Origin of the sequence: Hungatella hominis (assembly GCF_014288005.1) — a bacterium.
GTDB classification, from domain to species: domain Bacteria; phylum Bacillota; class Clostridia; order Lachnospirales; family Lachnospiraceae; genus Hungatella; species Hungatella effluvii.
The window spans coordinates 304,428-326,089 of sequence record NZ_JACOPB010000006.1; the positions used below are offsets into that span (position 1 = coordinate 304,428).

A 21,662-nucleotide genomic window follows, 5' to 3' on the forward strand; every position below is an offset into this window, starting at 1 on the left:
AATCCATATGACCATTAAAGAGATCGCTCAACTTGCAGGCGTTTCCATTTCTACCGTCTCAAAAATTGTTAACGGCAAAGATGCCAATATTAATACAGAAACAAGAAACCGTGTTCTTAAAATAGTAAAGGAATACAATTACACCCCCTATGGCACTGTAAAGAATACTTCAGATGCCAGAACTTTTATTTTGGGAGTGCTTTTAAAATCCGCTGTTAAAACAAATCGTTTTATAAACGGGGCCGTATCCACCGCCCAGAATAATGGTTACAGTGTACTGCTCTACGACAGCAAAGACAGTCCTGAAAGTGAATTAAAAAATATAACTTCACTTTGCAAAAATAATGTTGATGGCGTAATCTGGGAACCGGTATGCAATAAAAGCCTGGAATACGAACGTTACTTTGCAGAGAACAATATTGAGGTCTGCCGCATCAGCGCTCCAGCCGAGCCTTCCTCTTTTTTTATTGATTTTTCTGCCATGGGCTATGCGGCTACAGAATTTTTGCTGCAATACGGGCATACAAAAATAGCCTGTCTGACCAAACACAGCAGTGTGCGGTCTTCTATGGTTTTTGAGGGATTCAAAAAATGCCTTTTTGACCATAGTATTCCATATAGTGACTCAATGAGGCTTTCTGTCGAAACGGATGACTGGTGCGACGGTATTCTGTCACACACTCCCACAGGAATTGTCAGTACTCATTATGCCTCCTCCCTGATTCTGATGGATCATTTATCGAGGCGCCAATTTCACGTACCACAGGATCTATCACTTGTCAGTCTGCGTGACGATGCAAGGGAAAATATAGCATTCCCCTGCATTTCCAGTATCAAGATTCCATACTACGAATTTGGAGCATTTGTCTGTAAACGTCTGATTGAAAAATGTGAAAAAAAAGAAGGGGGATCCGATAGTTTCCAGGCCGAATATGTTTTAGAGAATACAAAAAGCCTGGACCTTCCTTTCTCATCTCATGCCCGAAAGATTATCGTGGTTGGCAGTATCAATATCGACATTACGCTGAATGTGGATGAACTGCCCCAGCCGGGGCGCACCGTAGGTACCAGTAAACACTCGGTCATCCCCGGTGGTAAGGGTGCCAATCAGGCGGTTGGTGTCGCAAGGCTTGGCAGTGAAGCCGTACTGATCGGGAAGGTGGGAAGTGACTACGATTCGATCCTCGTCTACACCTGTATGGAAGAAAACCACGTAGATATTCAGGGCTTAAAACGGGTTCCCAATGAGGAGACAGGAAAAGCCTATATTCATGTACAAAACGACGGCGAAAGTATGATTACGCTTTTATCTGGCGCCAATAAAAAACTGTGTCCCGATGATATCACTCCATATGAGAAAGTATTTGAGACAGCCGGATATTGTCTGCTTCAGACAGAAGTTCCGGAAGAGGCTGTGGAGGCAGCTGCCAGGATATCAAAAAAATACGGCGTACTCAACATCCTGAAACCGGCTGCAATGAACCGGATCAGTCCCTCACTCATGGCGTTGATCGATATCTTTGTACCCAACCGAAAAGAAGCCGAGCTTCTTTGTCCCGAAATTTCTGATATAGAGGAGAAAGCAGAGGAATTTATCCGGAGAGGAGCAAAAACGGTTATCATTACACTGGGACATTCCGGGTGCTTTGTCAAAAGCCGCGATTTTACCGGCTATATTCCTGCAGCTCCCTTTACCCCTGTGGATACCACCGGTGCGGCAGATGCCTTTATCGCAGCTCTGGCTGTCTATCTCTCTGCAGGCCACTCCATAGAAAAGGCCGCAAAAATAGCGACCTATGCCGCCGGATTCTGTGTACTGAGACAGGGAGTCATCCCTTCACTAATTGATAAAAATTCATTGGAGACTTATATCAAGCGAGTAGAATCGGACATTCTATAGGATATTTATTCCGAAAAACACAAAACAGGAACGGACAAGGGGCATATCATATTTACCGCCTGTCCGTTCCTGTTATATTTTCTCCGGTCAATCGTCTGCTGCTTCATACGTCTCCGCAATCCGCCTCTCATCCCCCACGATATCAAGCGGCTCCATCGGCCTGCGCACATTCCTATACGCCGCCATAGTAAGATCCTGCGCGCAGTTTCCCGGTGTCAGAGCCATGATATACGCTTTCAGCACCTCGTAGAATTCCGGCGTCAAATACCCCTGTTTTACCACGGTAATCCGGTAATCATATGCGCTCAGTCCGTACGAATTCAGCACGGCCTCCGAGGTGATCGGACCGCGTTCGGCCAGTATCAGCACAGTCACCGCATCTGTTTTCACGACTGCAGCCGTCGCTTTTCCTCCCTGCCGGAATACCTCCACCAGCTCGGCGTCCGTAAGCACCGTTCTCACGCTTCCCACTGGGTCGATCGTGCCGCCCAGGCTTATATCAAACCGGTCCCCCTTCTTCTTTGCGGCGCAGAACGCCACAGCGGGGCCGTCAATAAAATGGGCGACAAGAACGCCTTTAATCCCCTGTTTCAGGATCATATCCAGCATATATGCGTTATCACCCGCCGCGCCTGCCGTCACATTATCCGCCGAATCCGAGAGAAAGGCCGGATAATGGCCGCACCGGTCCAGCGTGAGAAGCGCCTTAAGCGGCTCCATGGCCGTACCCTGGAACTTGAATTCCGCCCTCCGCTCCCAGATTTTCCTGCCCAGTTCCACAGCGGCCTTCACTCCCGGGCGCTTATCCCCCACTCCCGAGATCACAATGGACGAGCCGCCCTGCGCGCAGTCCACCCATGGCATTCCGGCGAAATACGAGGAGCACCAGACGCCCGGAACGCGCTCTAAATCCGCCACCATGGAGATCACCTCTTTTCCGAATCCGGATTCCGTCATCATGTTTTCTCCCGGCATCATGAAGGGCAGACGGACTAACTCCGTCCAGGGCTCTTTTCCTTCCTCGATCGCCTTTATCAGAAGCTTTGCGGCCCGTATGCTGGTCTCTTCAATGTCGATGTGAGGCGCGGTCCGGTATCCGTAGATGATATTCGACAGCCTTGCGAGAGTATAGGTGTTATTGGCATGAAGATCCAGCGCCAGGGCGATCGGAACCCTGGGGCCCACCCGTTCCCGCAGCATGCTGATCAGAAATGCGTCCCCGCTCCCGATAAACTCCACCTCCAGCGCCCCATGGGACGGGAAAAGGATGCCGCTCAGCGAACCATCCAGCGGAAGCCGCTCCAGGATCTCCCCCACCATCCTGCGATAGTCCTCCAGCTTTAAAATCCCCCCCGGCCAGGCACTTGCGCAAAGCCCGGGAATCACCTCATAACCGGCGTCCTCCAGTTCTTTGACGCCAGGCGTCTGAGACGTCAGTTCCTCCCCCTTCAAATACGTCAAAAAATCTTTTTGCTCTGACATGAGCGGAGAAAAGGAGTTGCTCTCCTGATAAATACCTGCCACGAATATTTTCTTTTTCATCTTACTATTATTCCTTTGCAATTTGTTTCATTTCGTTTATAATTAAATATACTTTTACAGGGAGGGAAATCATGGGAAACGATAAAGCTTACAACAAACCTGTCTATAACGAACTGATCCGGGTTTCCAACTTATATTATTCCAACTGCAGCCTGTCTGACCTTCTGGACTATCTCGCAGGTGTCTCGGGATTTACGTTCATTCTGACCGACGCCGGCTTTCATCCGGCAGCCGCCAGACTGGCCTTTTCGAGTCACAGGAACACCTTCGCCGCGTCTGATCACGCGTTCGGAGAGATTCCTCCCCCGCAGATTTCCCTGCTGTCCCCTGCCTGCGAACCGGAATCCGATACGGCTGAATTTTCTATTTCCGGAGAAACGGTTGTATGTAAGGCGCTTCCGCTTCCCAACTACAGCTATTACCTCTGCATCGATAAAAAGATCGAACTGACTGACAGCCGCTTTCTGGCCATTGTGGAGAACGCGCTTCCTTTTCTTGCCCTGACATTGGACAAGGAAACTGCATTTACCGCCGCCGGTTTTTCCAATAATTTTTATGCGCCGTTTCTCCAGGTTCTCCACAGCAGCAGCTCCAAAACTCCGGATGAGATCAGGAACATCTGTAATATTTACAATTTCAATCCGGACTTAAAACGGGTCTGCATGACGCTGCAGCTTCAGGACTCAGAAGATAACGAGGACGAGCTTCGTGAGCTCATCTCCAGACTCCGCAATTACCTCACTGCAGACAAGTATTTCCTGGTCTATAACCACAATTTCGCCAGCGTCTTTCTCCTCTATCCGTACAAGGACCAGGATCTGGATATCATCACAAAAAGCTATGTGCTGGCCAACAATCTGTACAAGGAGCTGGAATCCCGCTTTTCTCTGAGAATCGGGATCAGCAGCGCGCACTTCGGTGTGGAGACCATCGCCCTCTCTTTTGAAGAGAGCTTCAAATCCATCAAGGTTCAGAAGCAGCTGAACTTATCAAACAGTGCCTCCTCCTATTTTGAGCAGAGCATTTACCACATTCTCAACATCCCGGAGCTAAAGGACTTCCGGAAGCTGAGCCGTGATATTATTTCGCCTCTCATCGAGTACGACGCCAACAACGATACTAACTTTTTTGAGACGCTTCAGCAGTATTTTCACAATTCCTTTAACATCCAGAAGACTGCCAGGGCCCTGTATATTCACCGGAACACCTTGACCTACCGGCTCCAGCATATCAAGGAGCTGCTGAAATTCGATTTTGATTTTGAACACAACACAGATGCGCTCTTCACCCTGTATTTATGCATCTGTGTCTATCAGCTTGGATATCATAAGGATTTTACCTCGTAGACTTCTAGCCTTTCACGCCGGAGCTCATGCTTCCTTCTACGAAGTAGTTCTGTAAAAAGAAGAACAGGATTATCATAGGCAGGATCGCTATGGCGGAAGCCGCCATCAGGAGCGCCCAGTCCACTCCGTATGTATTGGTAAACTGGCTGAGTCCCAGGGAGATCGTCCATTTCGTGGATTTCGTCAAATAGATCAGCGGACCCATGAAATCGGTCCAGGACCAGACGAACGAGAAGAGCGCGACAGTGACGATGGCCGGTTTCTCCAGCGGCAGCGCGATCCTTGCGTAGACCCACAGTTCACTGGCGCCGTCGATTCTGGCCGCCTCCATGAACTCGTCCGGCAGATTCCGGTAAAACTGGCGCATCAGGAAGATAAAGTAGGCCGTACCCAGGAAATCCGGCAAAACCAGCGGAATATACGTATTAATCCAGCCCAGTTTCGAAAACAGGCTGTATAAAGGAATCATGGTGACGGTGAAGGGAAGCATCATGGTGGCAACCACGAGCATAAACACCTTATCCCGTCCGGGCCATTTTAACTTTCCAAAGGCATAGCCGATCATGGGGGCCGACAGAACATTTCCCAGAACCGCCAGAGAAGTGGTTTTCATCGTATTCAGGATATATTTCAGATACGGAATCGCCTCGAAGGCCTCCCTGTAATTGCTGAATTTTGCCGGCTTCGGAATCCATTTGGGCGGATACGAGAATATCTGGTCGGAACTTTTTAAGGATGTGCTGATCAGCCAGATAAATGGCACCAGGAAAAATAAGCCCGCCAGACAGAGAGGAATATACTTCAGCGCCGATTTGATACGTCTTTTCATTCTCATTCACCTCCGTAATAGACCCATTTTTTCGATCCCTTGAACAGGAAAAAGGTAATAATGATCATTACCACCAGCATAATGGTCGCCAGCGCGCTGGAATATCCGAATTTCAAATACTTAAAGCCTTCGTTGTAAATGTCCACCGCATAGAATAAAAGCGAATTTTTCACACCGCCCAGCGTACCGTTTCCCTTGGGAGCCGAGGCTGCCACGATATAGGACTGTGTAAAGGTGTTAAAGCCCATGATAATGCCGTTTACGACCTGGAAGAAGGTCACATTTGAGAGCATCGGCCACGTTATGTAGCGGAACTTCGAGATCGGGCCGCCGCCGTCTAAGTCGATGGCCTCGTAATAATCTCTGGGAATATCACCGATGCCTGCAAGGTACACGATAATGGTATTTCCAATTCCCCACAGAGTCATCAGGATAATGGCCGGTTTAGACCACTCCGCCGAAGACAGCCACAACGGCTGCGGCAGATGAAAGAACTTCAGGACCGCATTTACCAGACCGTACTGAGGGTTGAGCATCCACATCCAGACAAGGGAGCTGGCCACCGGCGGCACGAGAGTCGGAAGATAAAAAAGGGTGCGGAAGATTCCTCGCCCTTTTACGTTCATATTAAGTAAAACCGCCGAAAATACCGACAGCGCGATCTGCAGGGTCACTCCAATCACCACAAAATAGAGGGAATTATAGACCGCCTTGTAAAATAAATCGTCATGGAATATTTTCTTATAATTTAACAGGCCGACAAACTTCGGAGCCTTCATCAGGTTGTATTCCGTGAAACTGTAATAGACCGTTGAGACGATCGGATAAATATGGAACAGGATCAACCCAATCACCCATGGCAGCAAAAATACCATGGCCAGACGGATCTGAGGTGCCTGCGAATTATATTTTTTCTTTTTCTTCATCTGTTTTTCACCTCTGATAGAAAACAGGGCCGCTTTTCCACGGACAGCAGCCCTGTACTTCTTATTAAAATTTATCTGGCATTTTTCCATTCATCTGCAAGCGGCTGCAGCTGTTCATACATACTTTCCACCGCTTCTTCCACAGTCTTGTCGCCGGAATAGACAGCCTGCTCCTCAAGCCCCTGAATGTCGGAGTATTCCGCGCTGAAAGGTACCGCAGGGAAGGCCTTCGCTTTGCCTTCCAGCACACTCTCTATAAACGGTTCCAGCTGAGGCGCCTGTTTTACAAGGTCTTCTGATTCCAAAGCAGAGTACGCAGTCGGAAGGTTTCCAATCAGGGAACAGAATTTAACGTAAGCGTCACCGGAGGTAAGATAACGGATTACCTGGAAGGCCGCATCAGAATTCTTGCTGGTAGACGGAATCGAAAGGAGACTTCCCTGCAGTCTTCCGCAGCCTGCGATCTCCGGCTTTGCCTCGGTAACAGGAACCTGCACCGCTCCCCATTCGAAATCATCCGGTGCGTATAAATTGATGAAATTCTCAAACCACTCACCCTCGATGGAGAATACGATTTTCCCCTGGAATAATGCGTTATCATTAGAAGCGTAAGCGCCGAAGCCGCTCTTAAACTTGGTCACTTCCGGAATTCCATATTCAGTATAGAACTGTGCCTTATAATTCAGTGCGTTCTTAAATTCGTCACTGGTACACGTCACCTGGTCATTTTCAAAATCATAGAATTCCGCTCCGAACAGATACGGAATCTCAACTCTGTCGATCCACGGATAATCCGGAACGTATCCGAGCCGTGTGTACTCTCCGTTTGCATCCTTTACCGTAACCTGCTTACACATCTCCGCCATCTCTTCCAGTGTCTTCGGCGGCTCCAGTCCCAGTTCGTCGAGAACGCCTTTATTATAGAAAAGCATGTAGGAATCCATGGTATAAGGCAGCCCGTACTGTTCTCCGTCATACGTGCCGAGGGCGTACACGGAAGGGTAAATGTCATCGACCTTCACATTTTCCGAGGTAATATAGCTGTCCAGTGTGCTTAAGAGTCCGGCCTGCGCCCACTTGCTGCACGTAGTATCTGAAGTATGTACAATATCCGGGCCGTCGCCGCTGGGAATAGCAGTCAGCATCTTCTCCTCGGTCTGAGACGCCAGCACCTCAACCTGGATCTCATCCTGGCTGGCGTTGAAATCATCAATTACCGTCTGAAATGCCTCGGCCTCGCTGCCGCTCCACATATGCCACATACTGACCACCGTCGCAGAGCCGGAATCTTTCTTTTTCTCACCGCTGTCTGAAACCGTATTTTCGCCGCTGACCGCCGCCTGGCTGTTATCCGTCTTTTCCCCCGACGAACCGCAGCCTGCGAGAGATGCAGCCACCATGGCCGCCATTGTAAGAGTTGCCAAACATTTCTTCCTTCTCATAATCATTCCTCCTTGGTTTTTAAAAAATAGCGGACCGTCCCCAATCCAACGGTCCGCCTCTTTGCCGACGTTTCACTGAGATCAAGTATATCGGATTTTTTATTTTATGGCTTCGTTACCATGCACATGGTTTTTTTTATATTTAATGCGTTTTGCACAATTAACGCTCTATATTTTAAATATTCTCTAATTAACAGTCAAAACCTGGGAGAGCCTTCTTGATTTTCAATTTTCACTATACTATAATGACTCAACATGAAATAAAGGAGGCTTTCCTAATGGTAATGAAACAACTTCTCGAAGTTTTCGATATTCTTGATGACAGCGCGGCAAGCGGTGAGCGCATGAAAGATTATCTTCTCTCCGTCAATCCGGCTGCAAATGTCGAGGTATTTCCTCTCACCGGACCGAAAGGCAGCACGGATGTAATCCGTGTTCTGATTCCGGGAAAGAACGGTAAATCATCCGGCAGAACCGCGCCCACACTGGGTGTCATCGGCAGGCTCGGCGGCCTGGGAGCACGGCCGGTCATGACTGGATTTGTCTCTGACGGGGATGGCGCATGCACAGTTCTTACCGTCGCCGCCAAGCTGCTGGATATGCAGAAAAAAGGGGATATCCTGGAAGGCGACGTCATCATCGCCACCCATATCTGCCCTGACGCCCCAACGGAACCGCATGATCCCGTCCCATTTATGGGTTCTCCCGTGCAAATGCATCAGAACAATGAGACGGAAGTGTTGTCCGCCATGGATGCCATCCTGTCGGTCGATACGACAAAAGGGAACCGGATCATCAATCACAGAGGATTCGCCATCTCCAACACCGTAAAATCCGGCTACATCTTAAGTGTCTCCGACGATCTTCTGGACATCATGCAGACTACCACCGGACAGCTTCCCCGCGTATTTCCTCTGGCGACTCAGGATATCACGCCATACGGCAATGATTTATACCATATCAACAGCATCCTTCAGCCGGCCACGGCCACGGACGCGCCCGTAGTCGGAGTCGCCATCACGACGGAGACCATGGTAGCAGGATGCGCCACCGGCGCCACCCATCCGACCGATTTGGAGGAGACGGCCCGCTTCGTCATCGAGGCAGCCAAGTATTACGGCAGCGGCAAATGCAGCTTTTACCGTGAAGACCAGTTCCGCCATCTCACTGATTTGTACGGCGATATGAGACACTTACAGACACTGGGAGACACTTCCCGTTAGGAAAGGAACGCCTATGACAGAATACCGAAAAGCCCGCTGCGGAGAATTACCGCAGATCATTGAATTTATCGACATGGTTTTCAGCCTTTCCGGCACCACCCATGATTTTGCCTCCCTGGTCCCCAAATTATATGGAAACGGAAAAAATACCGAGCCATACCATTTTCTGGCCCTTGAGGAAGGGAAAATCAAGGCGGTCGTCTGCTCTCTGCCCGTAACACTCCGTTTTGGCAGCCGTTCTCTTACATGCGCCGCCATAGGCAGCGTGGCGGTCCATCCGAACAGCCGCGGGAAAGGCTACATGAAGCGCCTGATGAACGATGCCATCCGGGATATGAAGGAAAACCACATGGCGCTCAGCTGCCTCACCGGCTTGAGACAGCGTTACCGCTATTTCGGTTATGAACCATGCGGCAGCGTCACGACTTATCGGTTCAGCCGTGATAATTTCCGTCACTGCAGACATGCCTTTTCTCATTACAATGTAAGCCTGCGTGAAGTAACCGGAATCCAGGACCCTGCGTGGGTGGAGATCGCCCGCCTGCATAAAGCACTGCCATACCGCGCAGACCGTTCAGCCGCTGACTTTAAAGACATTTCAGGCAGCTGGTACGAAAAAACTTACAAGGTTCTTCACAGCGGCGCCTTCGCCGGTTACTTAACTGCGGGAAAAAATACGGTCTCTGAGCTGCTCCTGAAAGATGATTCCATGGTCTTCTCCTGCCTGGAGACGTATTTCCGGGAAATTTCCGATCCGGAACTTTTGCTGGAGGTTTATCCTCACGAGACTGGCCGCATGGAGACGTTGTCCGCATGCTGTGAGAGATGGCAGATGAGACAGGATGACAATTACCAAATACTCGACTTTGAGGCAGTGCTGTCATTCTTTCTCTCTCTGAAAGCAGCCTCGGAACCGCTCATGGACGGAAGCACCATCCTGTCGATAGAAAACAACGGCAGTTACCTGCTGACTGTGACCGATGGAGTTCCCTTCGTCTCCCGCACCAGCGAAATATCCTCCCTGCCGCTGTCCGAAACAGAGGCCATACGTTTTCTCTTTTCTCCTGATTATCAGGAAACCCGTGCTCTGGTGTGCAGAAACAGCCGGATCAACTGGTTTCCACTCCCTCTGTCCATGTGCTGTCTGGATAAATGTTAGCACATTCCTGGTATCAGACTATTTAAGTAAAATTTTTACTTATTTTGTAGACCAGCGGAAATCGCATAGATTTTTTCCCGCCTTCGCGCTATAATTCGGATATAATACCGATATTATACCGTCATCGGCAGGAAGGAGGATATGCGATTTCCGCGATTTGCGGTTTTTGTATGCAAGATATGGAAAATACCTGTAATTCACCGGTTGAAAATGGTGTTCCTATTACACCAGAGCATTTTAATCATCTGATGATGGAACTGAAAAAAGCCCAGAAGGAACTGGCTATGCTGTCTGAGACCGTGCTTGGCGGAACCGCACGTCTGTCTGTGGACGACGAATTCCGCATCATTACGGCCACTGACGGTTACTACCGAATGACTGGATATACGGAGGTGGAGAGCCAGTCTCCCCCCTTCTGCGGCAAGGGAATGAATCTCGTCGTGCATCAGGACCGCCCGATCGTCACAGAGGCGCTGCAGAAGCTTCTTGTAACGAATGAGCCTGCCACTGTCACCTACCGGATACAAAAAAAAGATGGGTCCATCGCCTGGAATACTGCCTACTGCGCGCGGGTGGAGAAAAACGGCGGAGAACGCATGGTAAACGTCTTTTTCATCGATATCACAGATAAGCGTCAGACAGAAAATAAGCTGGAAAACCTTATCAATACCATTCCTGACAGCCTGATCAGCCTGCTGTCCGGAAAAAAGAGTATGATACGTTATGTAAACAAAGAATTCTACCGTCAAACCGGTTATCAGCCAGAGGACCTTCCTCTCGGAAGCCGAATTTCTAAATTTTTTCAGATCATTTACCCGGCTGACCGTCAAATGGTGAAAACGCAGTTTCTCGACTATGTGAAGTCTGATTTGGACAGCTGTATCATGGATTACAGAATCCGCACCAGGCAGGGAAATGTGAAATGGATGCACGCCAGGGCATTTCGCTTCCGTTCTGACATGGAAGCCGGCCAGATCATTCAGTTTATCATTTCTGACATCACCGAGGAGAAGCTTCAGCGGGAGGCAACCGCACTCAACGAAGAGCGGTACCGGATTATCTCCGAACAGACCCGGGACACGGTGTTCGACTGGGATATTCTTAAAGACAGGATCCAGTTCTCTCCTGTCTATGAGAAAATGTTCGGGTTTCCTCCGCCTCCCGATATTTCTATTAAGAACCTGACGGAGTACGACATTGTCTATCAGGCTGACAAGCAAAATGTGGAAGATATGATCTCTGCCATACTGGGCGGCGCGCCCTATGCCGAGGCAGAATACAGGGCAAAACGTGCAGATGGCACCTACCTGTGGTGCCGGAACCGGGTGACCACCATCTTTGACAGTGAGAAGAGGCCCGTTCATGCCATCGGCCTGCTCAGTGACATCGATGACTACAAACAGGAGACCGCACTCCTGCAGGAAAAGGCCATGCGCGATTCCCTTACCAGCCTGCTGAACCGGATGGCTTTGCAGCGGCAGGTGGAACGCCGGCTTAAGAAGTATCCTGACCGGCTTAATGCATTTCTATTGTTGGATATCGATCATTTTAAAGAGATTAACGATACCCGGGGGCACAGCATGGGAGATACCGTGTTAAAAAGTATCTCCGCGCTGCTCTCCCAGCATTTCCGCAGTACGGATGTCATCGGACGCATGGGCGGGGACGAATTTGCCGTCTTTTTGACCGACCTTCCCTCCCCTTCCGCGATGCTTCGAAAGGCCGGGGAATTAAAGCACAAGACTGCACAGCTCTTCGAGTCCGGCCCCCTGTCCGGAAAGGTCACAGTCAGTATCGGAATTTCGCTCTATCCCTACGGAGGAAAGGACTTCCAGACGCTGTATCAGAAGGCCGACGAGGCGCTGTATCAGGTTAAGAGGAAGGGCGGGAACGGTTACTTCATGAATTCTCCCCACCATTGAGCCAGTCCTCCGCCTGGCAGACCGGCTTCGCATGGCAACCGGCGCTGAAGGGGGCGCTGAAGGCGTTTGAAGGGGACAGAACTGCTGGCATTTTAAGGGACAGTAAAATCATGAATCGTATGATTTCACTGTCCCTTCTGTTTACTGTTCACTGTTTACCTTACCATAATTTCCAATATCTTCGCATCGGTCACATTCATTCCCTGTGATGCAATCTCACAAACGCTCTCAATCGTATTTTCTACGGTGTCCTTTACGATCCCGTCTCCCGGCTGGAATTCCTCCGCCTCCATCGACAGGCAGTGCGCCATAATCGCCGCATCCACGGCGGTTGCTATCTTGGCCGCGCACGATGGCTTGGCACCGTCACAGATCATTCCTGATACGTTGGCTAATGTATTTGTGATTGTAGCACAGATCTGCTCATACGATCCCCCTGAAAGATATGTAATTCCGGCGCCTGCGCCGCATGCCGCGCTGACCGCTCCGCAGTATGCCGACAATCTTCCGATTCCGGTCTTTTGGTGAATCGCAATCAGATTGCTGAAGACCAGTGCACGCACAAGCTTTTCATGGCTGACGCCCATCTCTTTTGCGTATTCAATCACCGGGACCGACACGGTAATGCCCTGATTTCCACTTCCCGAATTGATCACAACCGGATAAAGGCAGCCACTCATTCTCGCATCGCTTCCGGCCGCCGCCATGGCGCGTGCTCTGACCTGCACGTCATTACCGTAGTATTTCACAAGATTGGCGCCAACGGATACGCCGTACTCCTTTTGCATGCCCTCCTGCGCAATTCTTTCGTTATATTCAATCTGGCGGTCGATCAGCTCCTGAATATCCTCCATCTGAACCTCATCTGCAAATGCCAGAATATCAAGGACATTCAGGCAGCCTCTGTCCGTCAGGGATTCGTCAAAGCTGCCGGGCTGATACGGTTTTTCGTACAAAGCAAGACCGTCTTTCTCGATTCTCACCAGATTGGTATGCTGATGTATCAATTCCACCTTTGCTTCATAGCCATCACGCATCCCGGTAATTCTCACATGCAGGTTCGCCGGGGACTTCATAACCCTGACTTCACAGAAATCGCGGTCTTCAAGCAGTTTTTTCGTTAATTCAATCGCCGCTTCTGTTACTCCGGTCAATACTTCCAGTTTTAATTCCGGATTACCTCCAGCCGCCCCCAGCACCGCCGCGGCCTCAATCCCTTTTAATCCGCCGGAATTAGGAACTACGGCGCCTTTCACGTTCTTAATAATATTTCCGCTGCTCTCCACCACCAAATGATCCGGCATACCGCCAAGACATCCAGCCGTCAGAGCCGCCGCATAGGCGATGCAGGTCGGTTCCGTACAGCCAAGAGCCGGAACCAGTTCCTCCTCCAGCACGGCAATATACTGTTTGTAAATATTCTTGTCTATCCTCATACTTCTCCATCTCTTTTTTATCCGGAGAGGCTCATTTCTACGGCCCAAGAATCTCATTCCACAGGCATTCAATATCTTTTACCAATAGTTCTTCCGCCAGTTTTCCATCCTGATGGCGGATTGCTTCCATAATTTGTACGTGGCCATTGGCATCTGTCGGATTACCTGTCTCCCAGGACTTATTAAAGTACTGACTTGCCCCTCTGGAACAGAATTTTAACGCATCGTTTAACGATTTATACATAAACTGGTTGGAACAACACTCACACAGCATCAGATGGAACTCCATATTCGTCGCCCAATGGGTCGTAATATCACGCTTCTGCGCCAAAGCTCCCGCATGCTTTGCATGAGCATTTAACTTATCAATCTGTTCCCTTGTAATGATCTTCATCGTCTTTCTAAGCGCACCTGTCTCCAGGACGATTCTGTATTCGATTATCGCATTGATCTCAGAAGGTGTAATTACAGGAAGCTGATACCCGTATCTTGGAATATTCTTTAAAATCCCCTCACCGCATAACTGAACCAAAGCCTCTCTCACCGGTGTCTTGCTGACACCATACTTTTCTACTAACGTCCTCTCATTCAAAATTGAATTAGCCGGGTACACTCCCTGAATGATATCATTCAGGATTCCCTCATAAACAAGTTCTTTGATTGACTGATTTTTTGCTCCATCCATACCCTTGTTTCCTCTCTGTTATCCTTTTCCTGCTGGCAGTCCTGCCTCTCGAAATTTCTGTACTAAATATACCACAATAGCAGGAATAATAACAAGTTTATATAATGGCAAATTCCTTTGAGGCCTTCGTGAAATTTTCAAAACCAGTCTCTGTTATAACTCCCATATCTTCAATTCTAATTCCAAAATCATGTTCCAGATAGATCCCCGGTTCCACGGTCATCACCACATTCGGACAGATTATTTCCTGACAGTTTTCATTAAATCTCGGGTTTTCATGGCCCTCCAGACCTATGCTGTGACCTAATCCGTGTTCAAAGCAGCCCTGATATCCGCTTTCGTTAATATAATCTCTGGCTATGTGGTCAATATCACAGCCTCTGACTCCCGGATGGATACTGATCAGCGCTTTTTCCTGGGCCCTTCGCACAATTTCATAAATTTCTTTTTGACGGTCCGTGGCGCTCCCTACCGCAAATGTTCTGGTACAATCAGAATGATAGCCTCCGATTACCGCCCCAAAATCAATCATAATCAAATCACCGGATTCCACCACCTTATCTCCGGTCCCGCCATGCGGCAGTGAGGTTTTGCTTCCGGATGATGATATATAGCCGATATCGAAATTCTCCGATCCCTGCCGGATCATGAAGCTTCCCAGTTCAATCCGTATTTCAGACTCTTTCATGCCCTTTTTTACGCGTGTTAAAATATACTCGTATGCACGGTCCGTGATTTCCTGAGCTGTCCTCAGACAGGATAATTCGTATTCATCTTTTCGTTTCCGATTTTCCTTAATGATGGAATCCATACAGTACGTATCGTCGAGACAAATCCCCTCCAGAACTTCTTTTAAATACAGATACCTTTGATGAGATATATTCTTTTCGCAGCAGACAGAGGACAGCTTCCGGTCTTTTACGATCTGTCTCATAGCTTCTTCGATATTCTTACACAGCCGTACCTCGCAGTCCCGGACTGATAATGACGCCATCTCATAATAGCGGAAATCCACTAACAGTACTGCTTCCTCCTGAGTGATCAGCATACTGCCTTCCCAAATATCTGCATAAACCAGATACTCCCGGTTTCTCCGGTTCTCGATCAGAGCGGCCTCTATCCCTTTTTCTCTCATCTGTTTCTGAAGCACTTCAATTCGATTTATTTTTCCCATAGCTTTTTCTCCATTTTTATCTGACAGTCCGTTCTCCGGCTTTTTTAACCCTTTACAGCTCCTGCAAAACTGCCTCCCTTTTGGAATCGTTCCAGAATAATGTATAAAATTATGATAGGAATAATGATGAGCGTCGTTCCAGCCAGGATTACCGGCCACGGAGTGGAAAGCCCTTCACTGATCGGGAGCAGCGATATCGTCACAATCAACGTGTATTTGGCCTGTTTCCGCAGATAAAGCAGCGGCCAGAAGAAATCGTTCCATCTGGAAATTAATGTGACCGCCCCCCACGAAGCCAGGGCCGGTTTAATAATAGGTACCACCACCTTCATAAAGATCCCAAAATCATTGCAGCCATCAATTTTGGCAGCCTCCACCAGTTCGTCCGGCACATCTGAGATATACTGATTCATATAAAAGATTCCAATTGCGGTGGCTATTCTTGGCACAATCAGGGACCATAAGCTGTTTACCAGATTTAATTTTCTCATTATAATAAACAGGGGAACCGCGCCGACTTCCACCGGAACCAGCATTGTCGCAATAATAAAATAGAATAAGAATTTTCTTCCTGGAAAACGATACTTCGAAAATGCAAAACCGGCCAGGGCACAGAAAAACAGTGAGGTCAGGGTTCCTGCCACCGTAGTGAACACACTGTTAAACGTATTCTGGGCGATCGGGATCAGCTCGAACAGCCTTTTAAAGTTGGACAAGGTTGGATGCTCGATCCACAGAGAATGAAATCCTGTCATGCTTTCCGATGTACTCTTAAATGAGATCAGGCACATCCATAAGATCGGAAACAGGCAGAAAGCTGTGATAACGATCAAAATCGCGTGAACCATGAAGGACTGCCATTTTTTCTTTCCTGTATTTTTCATGATACGGTCTCTCTGCCTCCTTTTCTGACGATGAACTGCACCAGTGATATGATGGTCAGCAATACAATCAATATAACACCGATCGCCGACGCATAGCCCATGTTAAATACATTAAAGCCCGATTCATACATGTACTGGAACAGCGATGTATTGGACGTTCCCGGACCTGGAAGAATATAAGGTTCATTAAATATTTTCCACATGTCCACGGTCAGAGTAATGGAACAGAACAACAGAATATTGCTAATGGAAGGCAGCGTAATATAAACAAATTTCTGATAGGTATTGGCCCCGTCTACAGTGGCAGCTTCATAGTAATCCGGCGATATATTCAGAAGCCCCGATAATACAATCATGGTATACCATGGGGTATTTCTCCAGACGATCAGGAGGATTACCGGTATTTTCGAATACGCTGTACTGGCCAGCCAGGGAATCTTCTTTCCCAACACCTCGTTGACTAAACCGACATTCTCATCGAACAGCATTCTGAAGATCAACCCCATCGCTACAGCCGCGCAGATATTCGGCAGGAAAGTGGCCGTCTTAAAAAACGCCTTTCCCTTTAGCAGCTGACTGTTCAGCAGGGAGGCTATCAGAATCGCAAGAAATAAGATAAGCACAAGACCGGTGAGCCAATACACTACCGTATTCCACAGAGCTTCCCAGAACATGCCGTCGATCAGCATCTTTCTGAAATTATCCAGCCCCACAAATTCCGGTGCTCCGATTCCTCTCCATTTCGTAAGGCTTATGTAAAAAGTCCATACCGTGGGAATTAACTGAAATACTAAAAACAGAATAAAAAATGGGAGTATAAACAAATAAGGGGCTTTATATTTTTTTATCGTCTTAATCATCTTCTCACCTATAAAGATATGACAGCAGAATTAGCCGTCTGCCGTCATATCTCCCTCTGCTGCAATAGAAGTTATTTTACAATCTCAGCTTTTCCAATCTTAGCCTTCAGATTTTTATCCATATTGGCAATTGCTTCTTCCATCGTCTGGTCTCCAGCTACATATTTTTCAATTTCGGCGGAAATGATCTCGTCTCCCTCCGCATCCTGCGGCGTTACAACCATATTATCTGCACCATTTTTAAGAGTCAGGGCCTCCCATTCACGGAAAGACTGTCCTCCATAATAATCAGAAGGCTCCTTCCAGAAATCATCCTCTAAAAGCTCTAAGGAAATCGGGTTCGTATACGGCGCATTCTGCTCTTCCATCGATTTAACCCATGCTTCCTTTGATTCTTTATCAAAGGTGAAATCTTTCCACATCTGTTCTACCAGTTCCTTATAAACGCCGTCTTTTCCCTTTTCAAGCACGCATAAATAACTGGATACAGGGGCACCCGCCCTGCCTACACTGTCAAATACCGGCGCCGACATAATTCTCCACTGTCCCGCTACGGCCTGGCAGTTCTGTCTCATAAACTCGTCCCAGTAGGCGCCAATATCAAAGGTAGCGATCTTCTGGCTGTTGACCGCATCGTACAACGCGGGATCATACATCTCCACACGCATCAGAAGGCCCTCCGAATACATGGTATCCAATGCACCCAGGGCTGTCTTTGTCCCTTCATCGCTGCCTATAATGACATTTCCGTCATCGTCCCAGACCTTCGCATTCGCCTGCGGCATAAGTCCGCGCCTTCCCCAGCACTTCCAGGTCATATTATTAGAGCCTATCCAGGATAAGTAAACCTCACCGCTGCTTTTTTCTTTCAGCTGTCTACCCGCCTCAATATAGCCATCCATCGTAGACATCTGTTCCGGATCTACGCCGTACTTATCGAAAATCTCTTTGTTATACATCAGCAGCTGCGGCCTCACGGAATCCGGGAGTCCGTACATTCTGCCGCTTACCATGCCGTCTGTAACAGCGCCGTCAACCATTTTCTCTACAAACGGCTCCAAAAAGCCGGTCTCATCAACCAGTAATCCTGCCTGCACCAAATCCATCAGATTCAGCCTGTCTAAGAACACCGCATCAGGCAGGTCCTCCACCGCCCCCGCCAGGGAAGTCATCGTAATTTTTTCTCTGGCATCCGCGTTGCTCTCCACCTGCACGAACTCTACAGAAACTTCCGGTGCAATATCCCTGTGATTATCGAGCCACGTCTCAAAATACTGCTGTCTGTACTGAGGATTGCCGTTCATGTAAAAGGTTACAGTTCCTTTCGGAAATACTGTAGCTTCTGCTGCCTTCTCTGTCTCCTCCTTCTCTGCCGTTTTGCTCTCAGCTGCCTTCGTATCCTGGACCGCTGCCGTAGTCGGCTGACTGCTTTCTTTTGCTCCGCATCCCGCCAGTAATGATGCTGCCATGGAAACCATTAATAAAGTTGCTGCGCCTCTTCTTCTCATAACATTCTTCTCCTTTTAAATGCTTCTTACTGCGTCTACAATTATCTTAATCCTTTCATATGGAATCTCTGTTGGAAGGGTACAGTCAGCCCCCATGATGAAACCCTTTTTTCCAAAATCCATAACAACTTTTTTTGCTGCCTCTGCGAGCTGCTCTCCGGTACCATCTACCATGACACCACTTCGATTCGCCAGTCCCCCCATGACAGCGGCGTTCGGAAATAACTGTCTCCCCTCTTCAAGAGAAAATCCCGTTTCATAAACTCCCCAGTTCACGACATCGGCTAAATCGCCATACGTCGCATACCGGTTCATATTCAGATTGTTTTTACACATATGCAGAAATGTGTACCCATCCGCTTCTTTCACTGCACATAAAATCTGCTTGTCATACGGTTCTATACACTCTGCAAACTCGTCGTCCGTAAAGTAATGCTTCTCTCCGCCTAAAGCCGCATAATAGACACCGTCAAGTCCCATCTCGATGTACTTCTGGGACAACTGGCACATGCCATCGGTTATTCGCTTAAATGCCTCGATTACTGGTTTCTTATTTTCCCTGATGTGAGTGCAGAACAGTTCTCTGACAGCCTCGTATCCGTATCTCGCTTCAATTGGATGGATTGCCGAAGCGCAGATCCCGTGAATGGTGCCTAATTTGAAAGCACTGGGATCACACTTTTGAAGAATCTCATCTACCAGATGAATCTGATCCTGCATAAAGGTGTCTTTTAAGGAATACGACGGAATCTTATTCCAGTCCTCCGGAACCCGTATCTCTCCGATATCCGGAACGAGATTCTCGTTCATAATCTTCAGAATATCCGTATCAGTCCTTTCAAAGAACTCCAGATGTGACGTTACAGCCTCCTTTCCAAATGCGCGTTCTGCAGGAAAATGCAGAGAAAAGCCAGTCGAAACATAATCGGCCTCACCCCCCTGAATTGCAGTGATTACCCGCTCCCTCTTTGTCATTGCTTACCTCCATACCCTTTTTAATATTATTTCTATTACTATTACTGATAATACTACAAAACTTATCAACAGTCAATACACTTTTAGTTAATTTGTATATAATTCTTCATATCATTTTTCCTTTTTATTCATTTATTACATACCAAGCAGAAAGGTCCTGTATTTCAACGCAAAATAAAACAGAGTGAACATACCAGGGCTGCCTTGCCCTCCCAGTATGTTCACTCTGTTTTTCCTGCTATATGTGAACTTACTCATGTATAAATACACGAGCTTCCTGTTTCAGCGCCGATTGCCCTTCTATTAACAGGTCTTATGCCAGCTCCACAGGCGTTGATTATACTGTTCGGACCGTCCCGGCCCTACAGTTTATGATCACTTCTATGCTGCTTTTCGATATATCTCATACCCTCTGTTTCTGATGTTGATTGCTGCATTTAAATCTCTGTTCATGCTCATTCCACAGCTGCATTTATAACGGCGGACCGATAACGGCATCATCTTGACCGCACCGCAACGGCTACAGGTCTTCGTGGACGCATACCACTTTTCGATGCGGATCAGACGCTTTCCTCTGGACTCAAGTTTGTACTTTAGCATGATAAGAAATGATCCATACCCGTTATCCATGGTCGCTTTTCCGTTTCCGAACTTTCTATTTGCCAGCGCCCTCATATTTAAGTCTTCCACACACACTAAATCGTACTGTTTGGCTATCTCAGTTGATTTTTTGTGCAGATAATCCTTTCTCTGATTGGCTGCCTTTTTTGCAACCCGGGCAATTTTTTTCTGCTGTTTCCGGTAATTAACTGACTGCAGCTGCTTCGCTTTCAGCTTCCTCTGCGCCTTTGTCAGCTTCTTCTGGTTCTTTCTATAATAATGAGGCATACCGCAGCACCTGCCTTCTGAATCCATATATAATCCGTCCGATTTATAGTCCAGACCAATCACCTGCTCCGGATTAACTGCCTGCGGGATAATCACGGCCTCATACTCGTAAAGGACTGACACATAATAACTGCCGTCACCTTCCCTTGATACCGTGGCCTGTTTCAGACGCCAGTCTTCCTGTGCTGCCCTGTGGACAATTGCTTTGACCTTTCCGAGCTTTGGCAGCCTGACTGCTCCATCCAGTATGGCAATATTTCCATTCGTATAGTTCGTAGTGTAGGACATACGGCTGTGATGCCTGCTCTTGAATCTGGGATAGCCGCCCTGTTTCCTGAAAAATCTCTGGTAAGCAGCATCCAACGCATAGATGGCATTGGTCAGGGCAAATTTATCCACCTGCTTAAGCCATGGCTGCTCCTGCTCCTGCTCTGCGGTCGGATAGACACGATACTTATAAGCCCTGTTCATCCTGTTTCTCCTGTTACCGTTCTTTTTGTGAATCAATATAGCACTTTACCTGTTCATGGCTTCGGTCACTGACAGTCACTGCGCAGTAAGATGGATTCCAGAGATGTCCTCCCCACAGCTGTTTCTTTAATTCCGGATGGTCTAAAAACAGCCTTCTGGCCAGATTTCCCTTCATGATTTTGACCATGTCTGATATCATGAACTGCGGGCGGCAGTCCAGGAGCAGATGAATGTGATCCGGCATAACCTCCATCGCCAGGATCTGAAAAGAATACTGGTCCGCCAGTTCTGTCAGCATCTCCTTACATTGAATATCGATTCCATCTGTTAATACCTTCTTCCGATATTTGGTACACCAGATAAGATGGTACTGTAAAGAATATACATATCCACGACCATATGTTAATTTTGTTTTCTCTGATATTTCATATACTTTTTCCATAAATCAATTATACCATATGTATGTGAATTATGCAACAGGATTCTCGAATG

18 protein-coding genes are annotated in these 21,662 nt (G+C 47.9%); 5 read left to right on the plus strand and 13 right to left on the minus strand.

The features are described 5' to 3' along the window. Positions 1 to 7: 7 nt before the first annotated feature. Positions 8 to 1,900 carry a PfkB family carbohydrate kinase gene (locus tag H8S75_RS15790; RefSeq protein ID WP_187022449.1) on the plus strand — a complete coding sequence of 631 codons (1,893 nt, stop codon included), beginning with the start codon at positions 8 to 10 and terminating at the stop codon, positions 1,898 to 1,900. A gap of 87 nt (positions 1,901 to 1,987) precedes the next feature. On the opposite strand, the gene H8S75_RS15795 is transcribed toward H8S75_RS15790, so the two are convergent. Continuing rightward, complete coding sequence (locus H8S75_RS15795; protein WP_187022450.1) at positions 1,988 to 3,442, minus strand: M81 family metallopeptidase; 1,455 nt, start codon at positions 3,440 to 3,442, stop codon at positions 1,988 to 1,990. Between the two features lie 71 nt (positions 3,443 to 3,513). Here H8S75_RS15795 and H8S75_RS15800 point away from each other — a divergent pair, with 71 nt between their 5' ends. Further along, complete coding sequence (locus tag H8S75_RS15800) at positions 3,514 to 4,788, plus strand: PucR family transcriptional regulator (RefSeq protein WP_187022451.1); 1,275 nt, start codon at positions 3,514 to 3,516, stop codon at positions 4,786 to 4,788. A gap of 4 nt (positions 4,789 to 4,792) precedes the next feature. Here H8S75_RS15800 and H8S75_RS15805 read toward each other — a convergent pair whose 3' ends face one another. The 3 genes from H8S75_RS15805 to H8S75_RS15815 all read right to left on the minus strand — a co-directional run bounded on the left by H8S75_RS15805 (position 4,793) and on the right by H8S75_RS15815 (position 7,985). Further along, positions 4,793 to 5,617, minus strand: a complete 825-nt coding sequence (locus tag H8S75_RS15805) for a carbohydrate ABC transporter permease (RefSeq protein ID WP_002601229.1) — start codon at positions 5,615 to 5,617, stop codon at positions 4,793 to 4,795. Between the two features lie 2 nt (positions 5,618 to 5,619). Further along, on the minus strand, positions 5,620 to 6,543 hold the full coding sequence (locus H8S75_RS15810; protein WP_002601230.1) for a carbohydrate ABC transporter permease: 924 nt from the start codon (positions 6,541 to 6,543) through the stop codon (positions 5,620 to 5,622). A 71-nt stretch (positions 6,544 to 6,614) separates the two neighbouring features. Further along, entirely contained in the window at positions 6,615 to 7,985 is a 1,371-nt protein-coding gene (locus H8S75_RS15815) for an ABC transporter substrate-binding protein (protein WP_187022452.1), read from the minus strand. Between the two features lie 278 nt (positions 7,986 to 8,263). Here H8S75_RS15815 and H8S75_RS15820 point away from each other — a divergent pair, with 278 nt between their 5' ends. The 3 genes from H8S75_RS15820 (at position 8,264) to H8S75_RS15830 (ending at position 12,289) form a co-directional block, all read left to right on the plus strand. After that, a complete protein-coding gene (locus H8S75_RS15820; protein WP_187022453.1) occupies positions 8,264 to 9,208 on the plus strand; it encodes a DUF1177 domain-containing protein in 945 nt (314 codons plus the stop codon). A gap of 13 nt (positions 9,209 to 9,221) precedes the next feature. Continuing rightward, on the plus strand, positions 9,222 to 10,367 hold the full coding sequence (locus tag H8S75_RS15825) for a GNAT family N-acetyltransferase (protein ID WP_187022454.1): 1,146 nt from the start codon (positions 9,222 to 9,224) through the stop codon (positions 10,365 to 10,367). A gap of 170 nt (positions 10,368 to 10,537) precedes the next feature. Next, a complete protein-coding gene (locus H8S75_RS15830) occupies positions 10,538 to 12,289 on the plus strand; it encodes a sensor domain-containing diguanylate cyclase (protein ID WP_187022455.1) in 1,752 nt (583 codons plus the stop codon). Positions 12,290 to 12,444: 155 nt separating this feature from the next. On the opposite strand, the gene H8S75_RS15835 is transcribed toward H8S75_RS15830, so the two are convergent. From H8S75_RS15835 to tnpA, 9 genes are all read right to left on the minus strand, one after another. Then, the gene (locus H8S75_RS15835) at positions 12,445 to 13,725 is read right to left on the minus strand and encodes an L-cysteine desulfidase family protein (protein WP_187022456.1); all 1,281 of its coding nucleotides are present in this window, start codon (positions 13,723 to 13,725) and stop codon (positions 12,445 to 12,447) included. 37 nt (positions 13,726 to 13,762) lie between these two features. Further along, positions 13,763 to 14,410 carry a GntR family transcriptional regulator gene (locus H8S75_RS15840; protein ID WP_002601236.1) on the minus strand — a complete coding sequence of 216 codons (648 nt, stop codon included), beginning with the start codon at positions 14,408 to 14,410 and terminating at the stop codon, positions 13,763 to 13,765. A 97-nt stretch (positions 14,411 to 14,507) separates the two neighbouring features. After that, a complete protein-coding gene (locus H8S75_RS15845; protein WP_187022457.1) occupies positions 14,508 to 15,584 on the minus strand; it encodes a M24 family metallopeptidase in 1,077 nt (358 codons plus the stop codon). Positions 15,585 to 15,628: 44 nt separating this feature from the next. Further along, on the minus strand, positions 15,629 to 16,468 hold the full coding sequence (locus H8S75_RS15850; RefSeq protein WP_110325130.1) for a carbohydrate ABC transporter permease: 840 nt from the start codon (positions 16,466 to 16,468) through the stop codon (positions 15,629 to 15,631). Then, entirely contained in the window at positions 16,465 to 17,328 is an 864-nt protein-coding gene (locus tag H8S75_RS15855; RefSeq protein WP_025530464.1) for a carbohydrate ABC transporter permease, read from the minus strand. Before H8S75_RS15855 ends, H8S75_RS15850 begins: the two co-directional genes overlap by 4 nt. Positions 17,329 to 17,399: 71 nt before the next feature. After that, positions 17,400 to 18,836 carry an ABC transporter substrate-binding protein gene (locus H8S75_RS15860; protein ID WP_187022458.1) on the minus strand — a complete coding sequence of 479 codons (1,437 nt, stop codon included), beginning with the start codon at positions 18,834 to 18,836 and terminating at the stop codon, positions 17,400 to 17,402. A gap of 15 nt (positions 18,837 to 18,851) precedes the next feature. Next, entirely contained in the window at positions 18,852 to 19,811 is a 960-nt protein-coding gene (locus tag H8S75_RS15865) for a uroporphyrinogen decarboxylase family protein (RefSeq protein WP_187022459.1), read from the minus strand. Between the two features lie 381 nt (positions 19,812 to 20,192). Then, complete coding sequence (locus tag H8S75_RS15870) at positions 20,193 to 21,170, minus strand: RNA-guided endonuclease TnpB family protein (RefSeq protein ID WP_187022460.1); 978 nt, start codon at positions 21,168 to 21,170, stop codon at positions 20,193 to 20,195. A gap of 13 nt (positions 21,171 to 21,183) precedes the next feature. Next, positions 21,184 to 21,612, minus strand: coding sequence for an IS200/IS605 family transposase (tnpA, locus tag H8S75_RS15875; protein WP_187022461.1), 429 nt, complete (start codon positions 21,610 to 21,612; stop codon positions 21,184 to 21,186). Between the last annotated feature and the right edge of the window lie 50 nt (positions 21,613 to 21,662).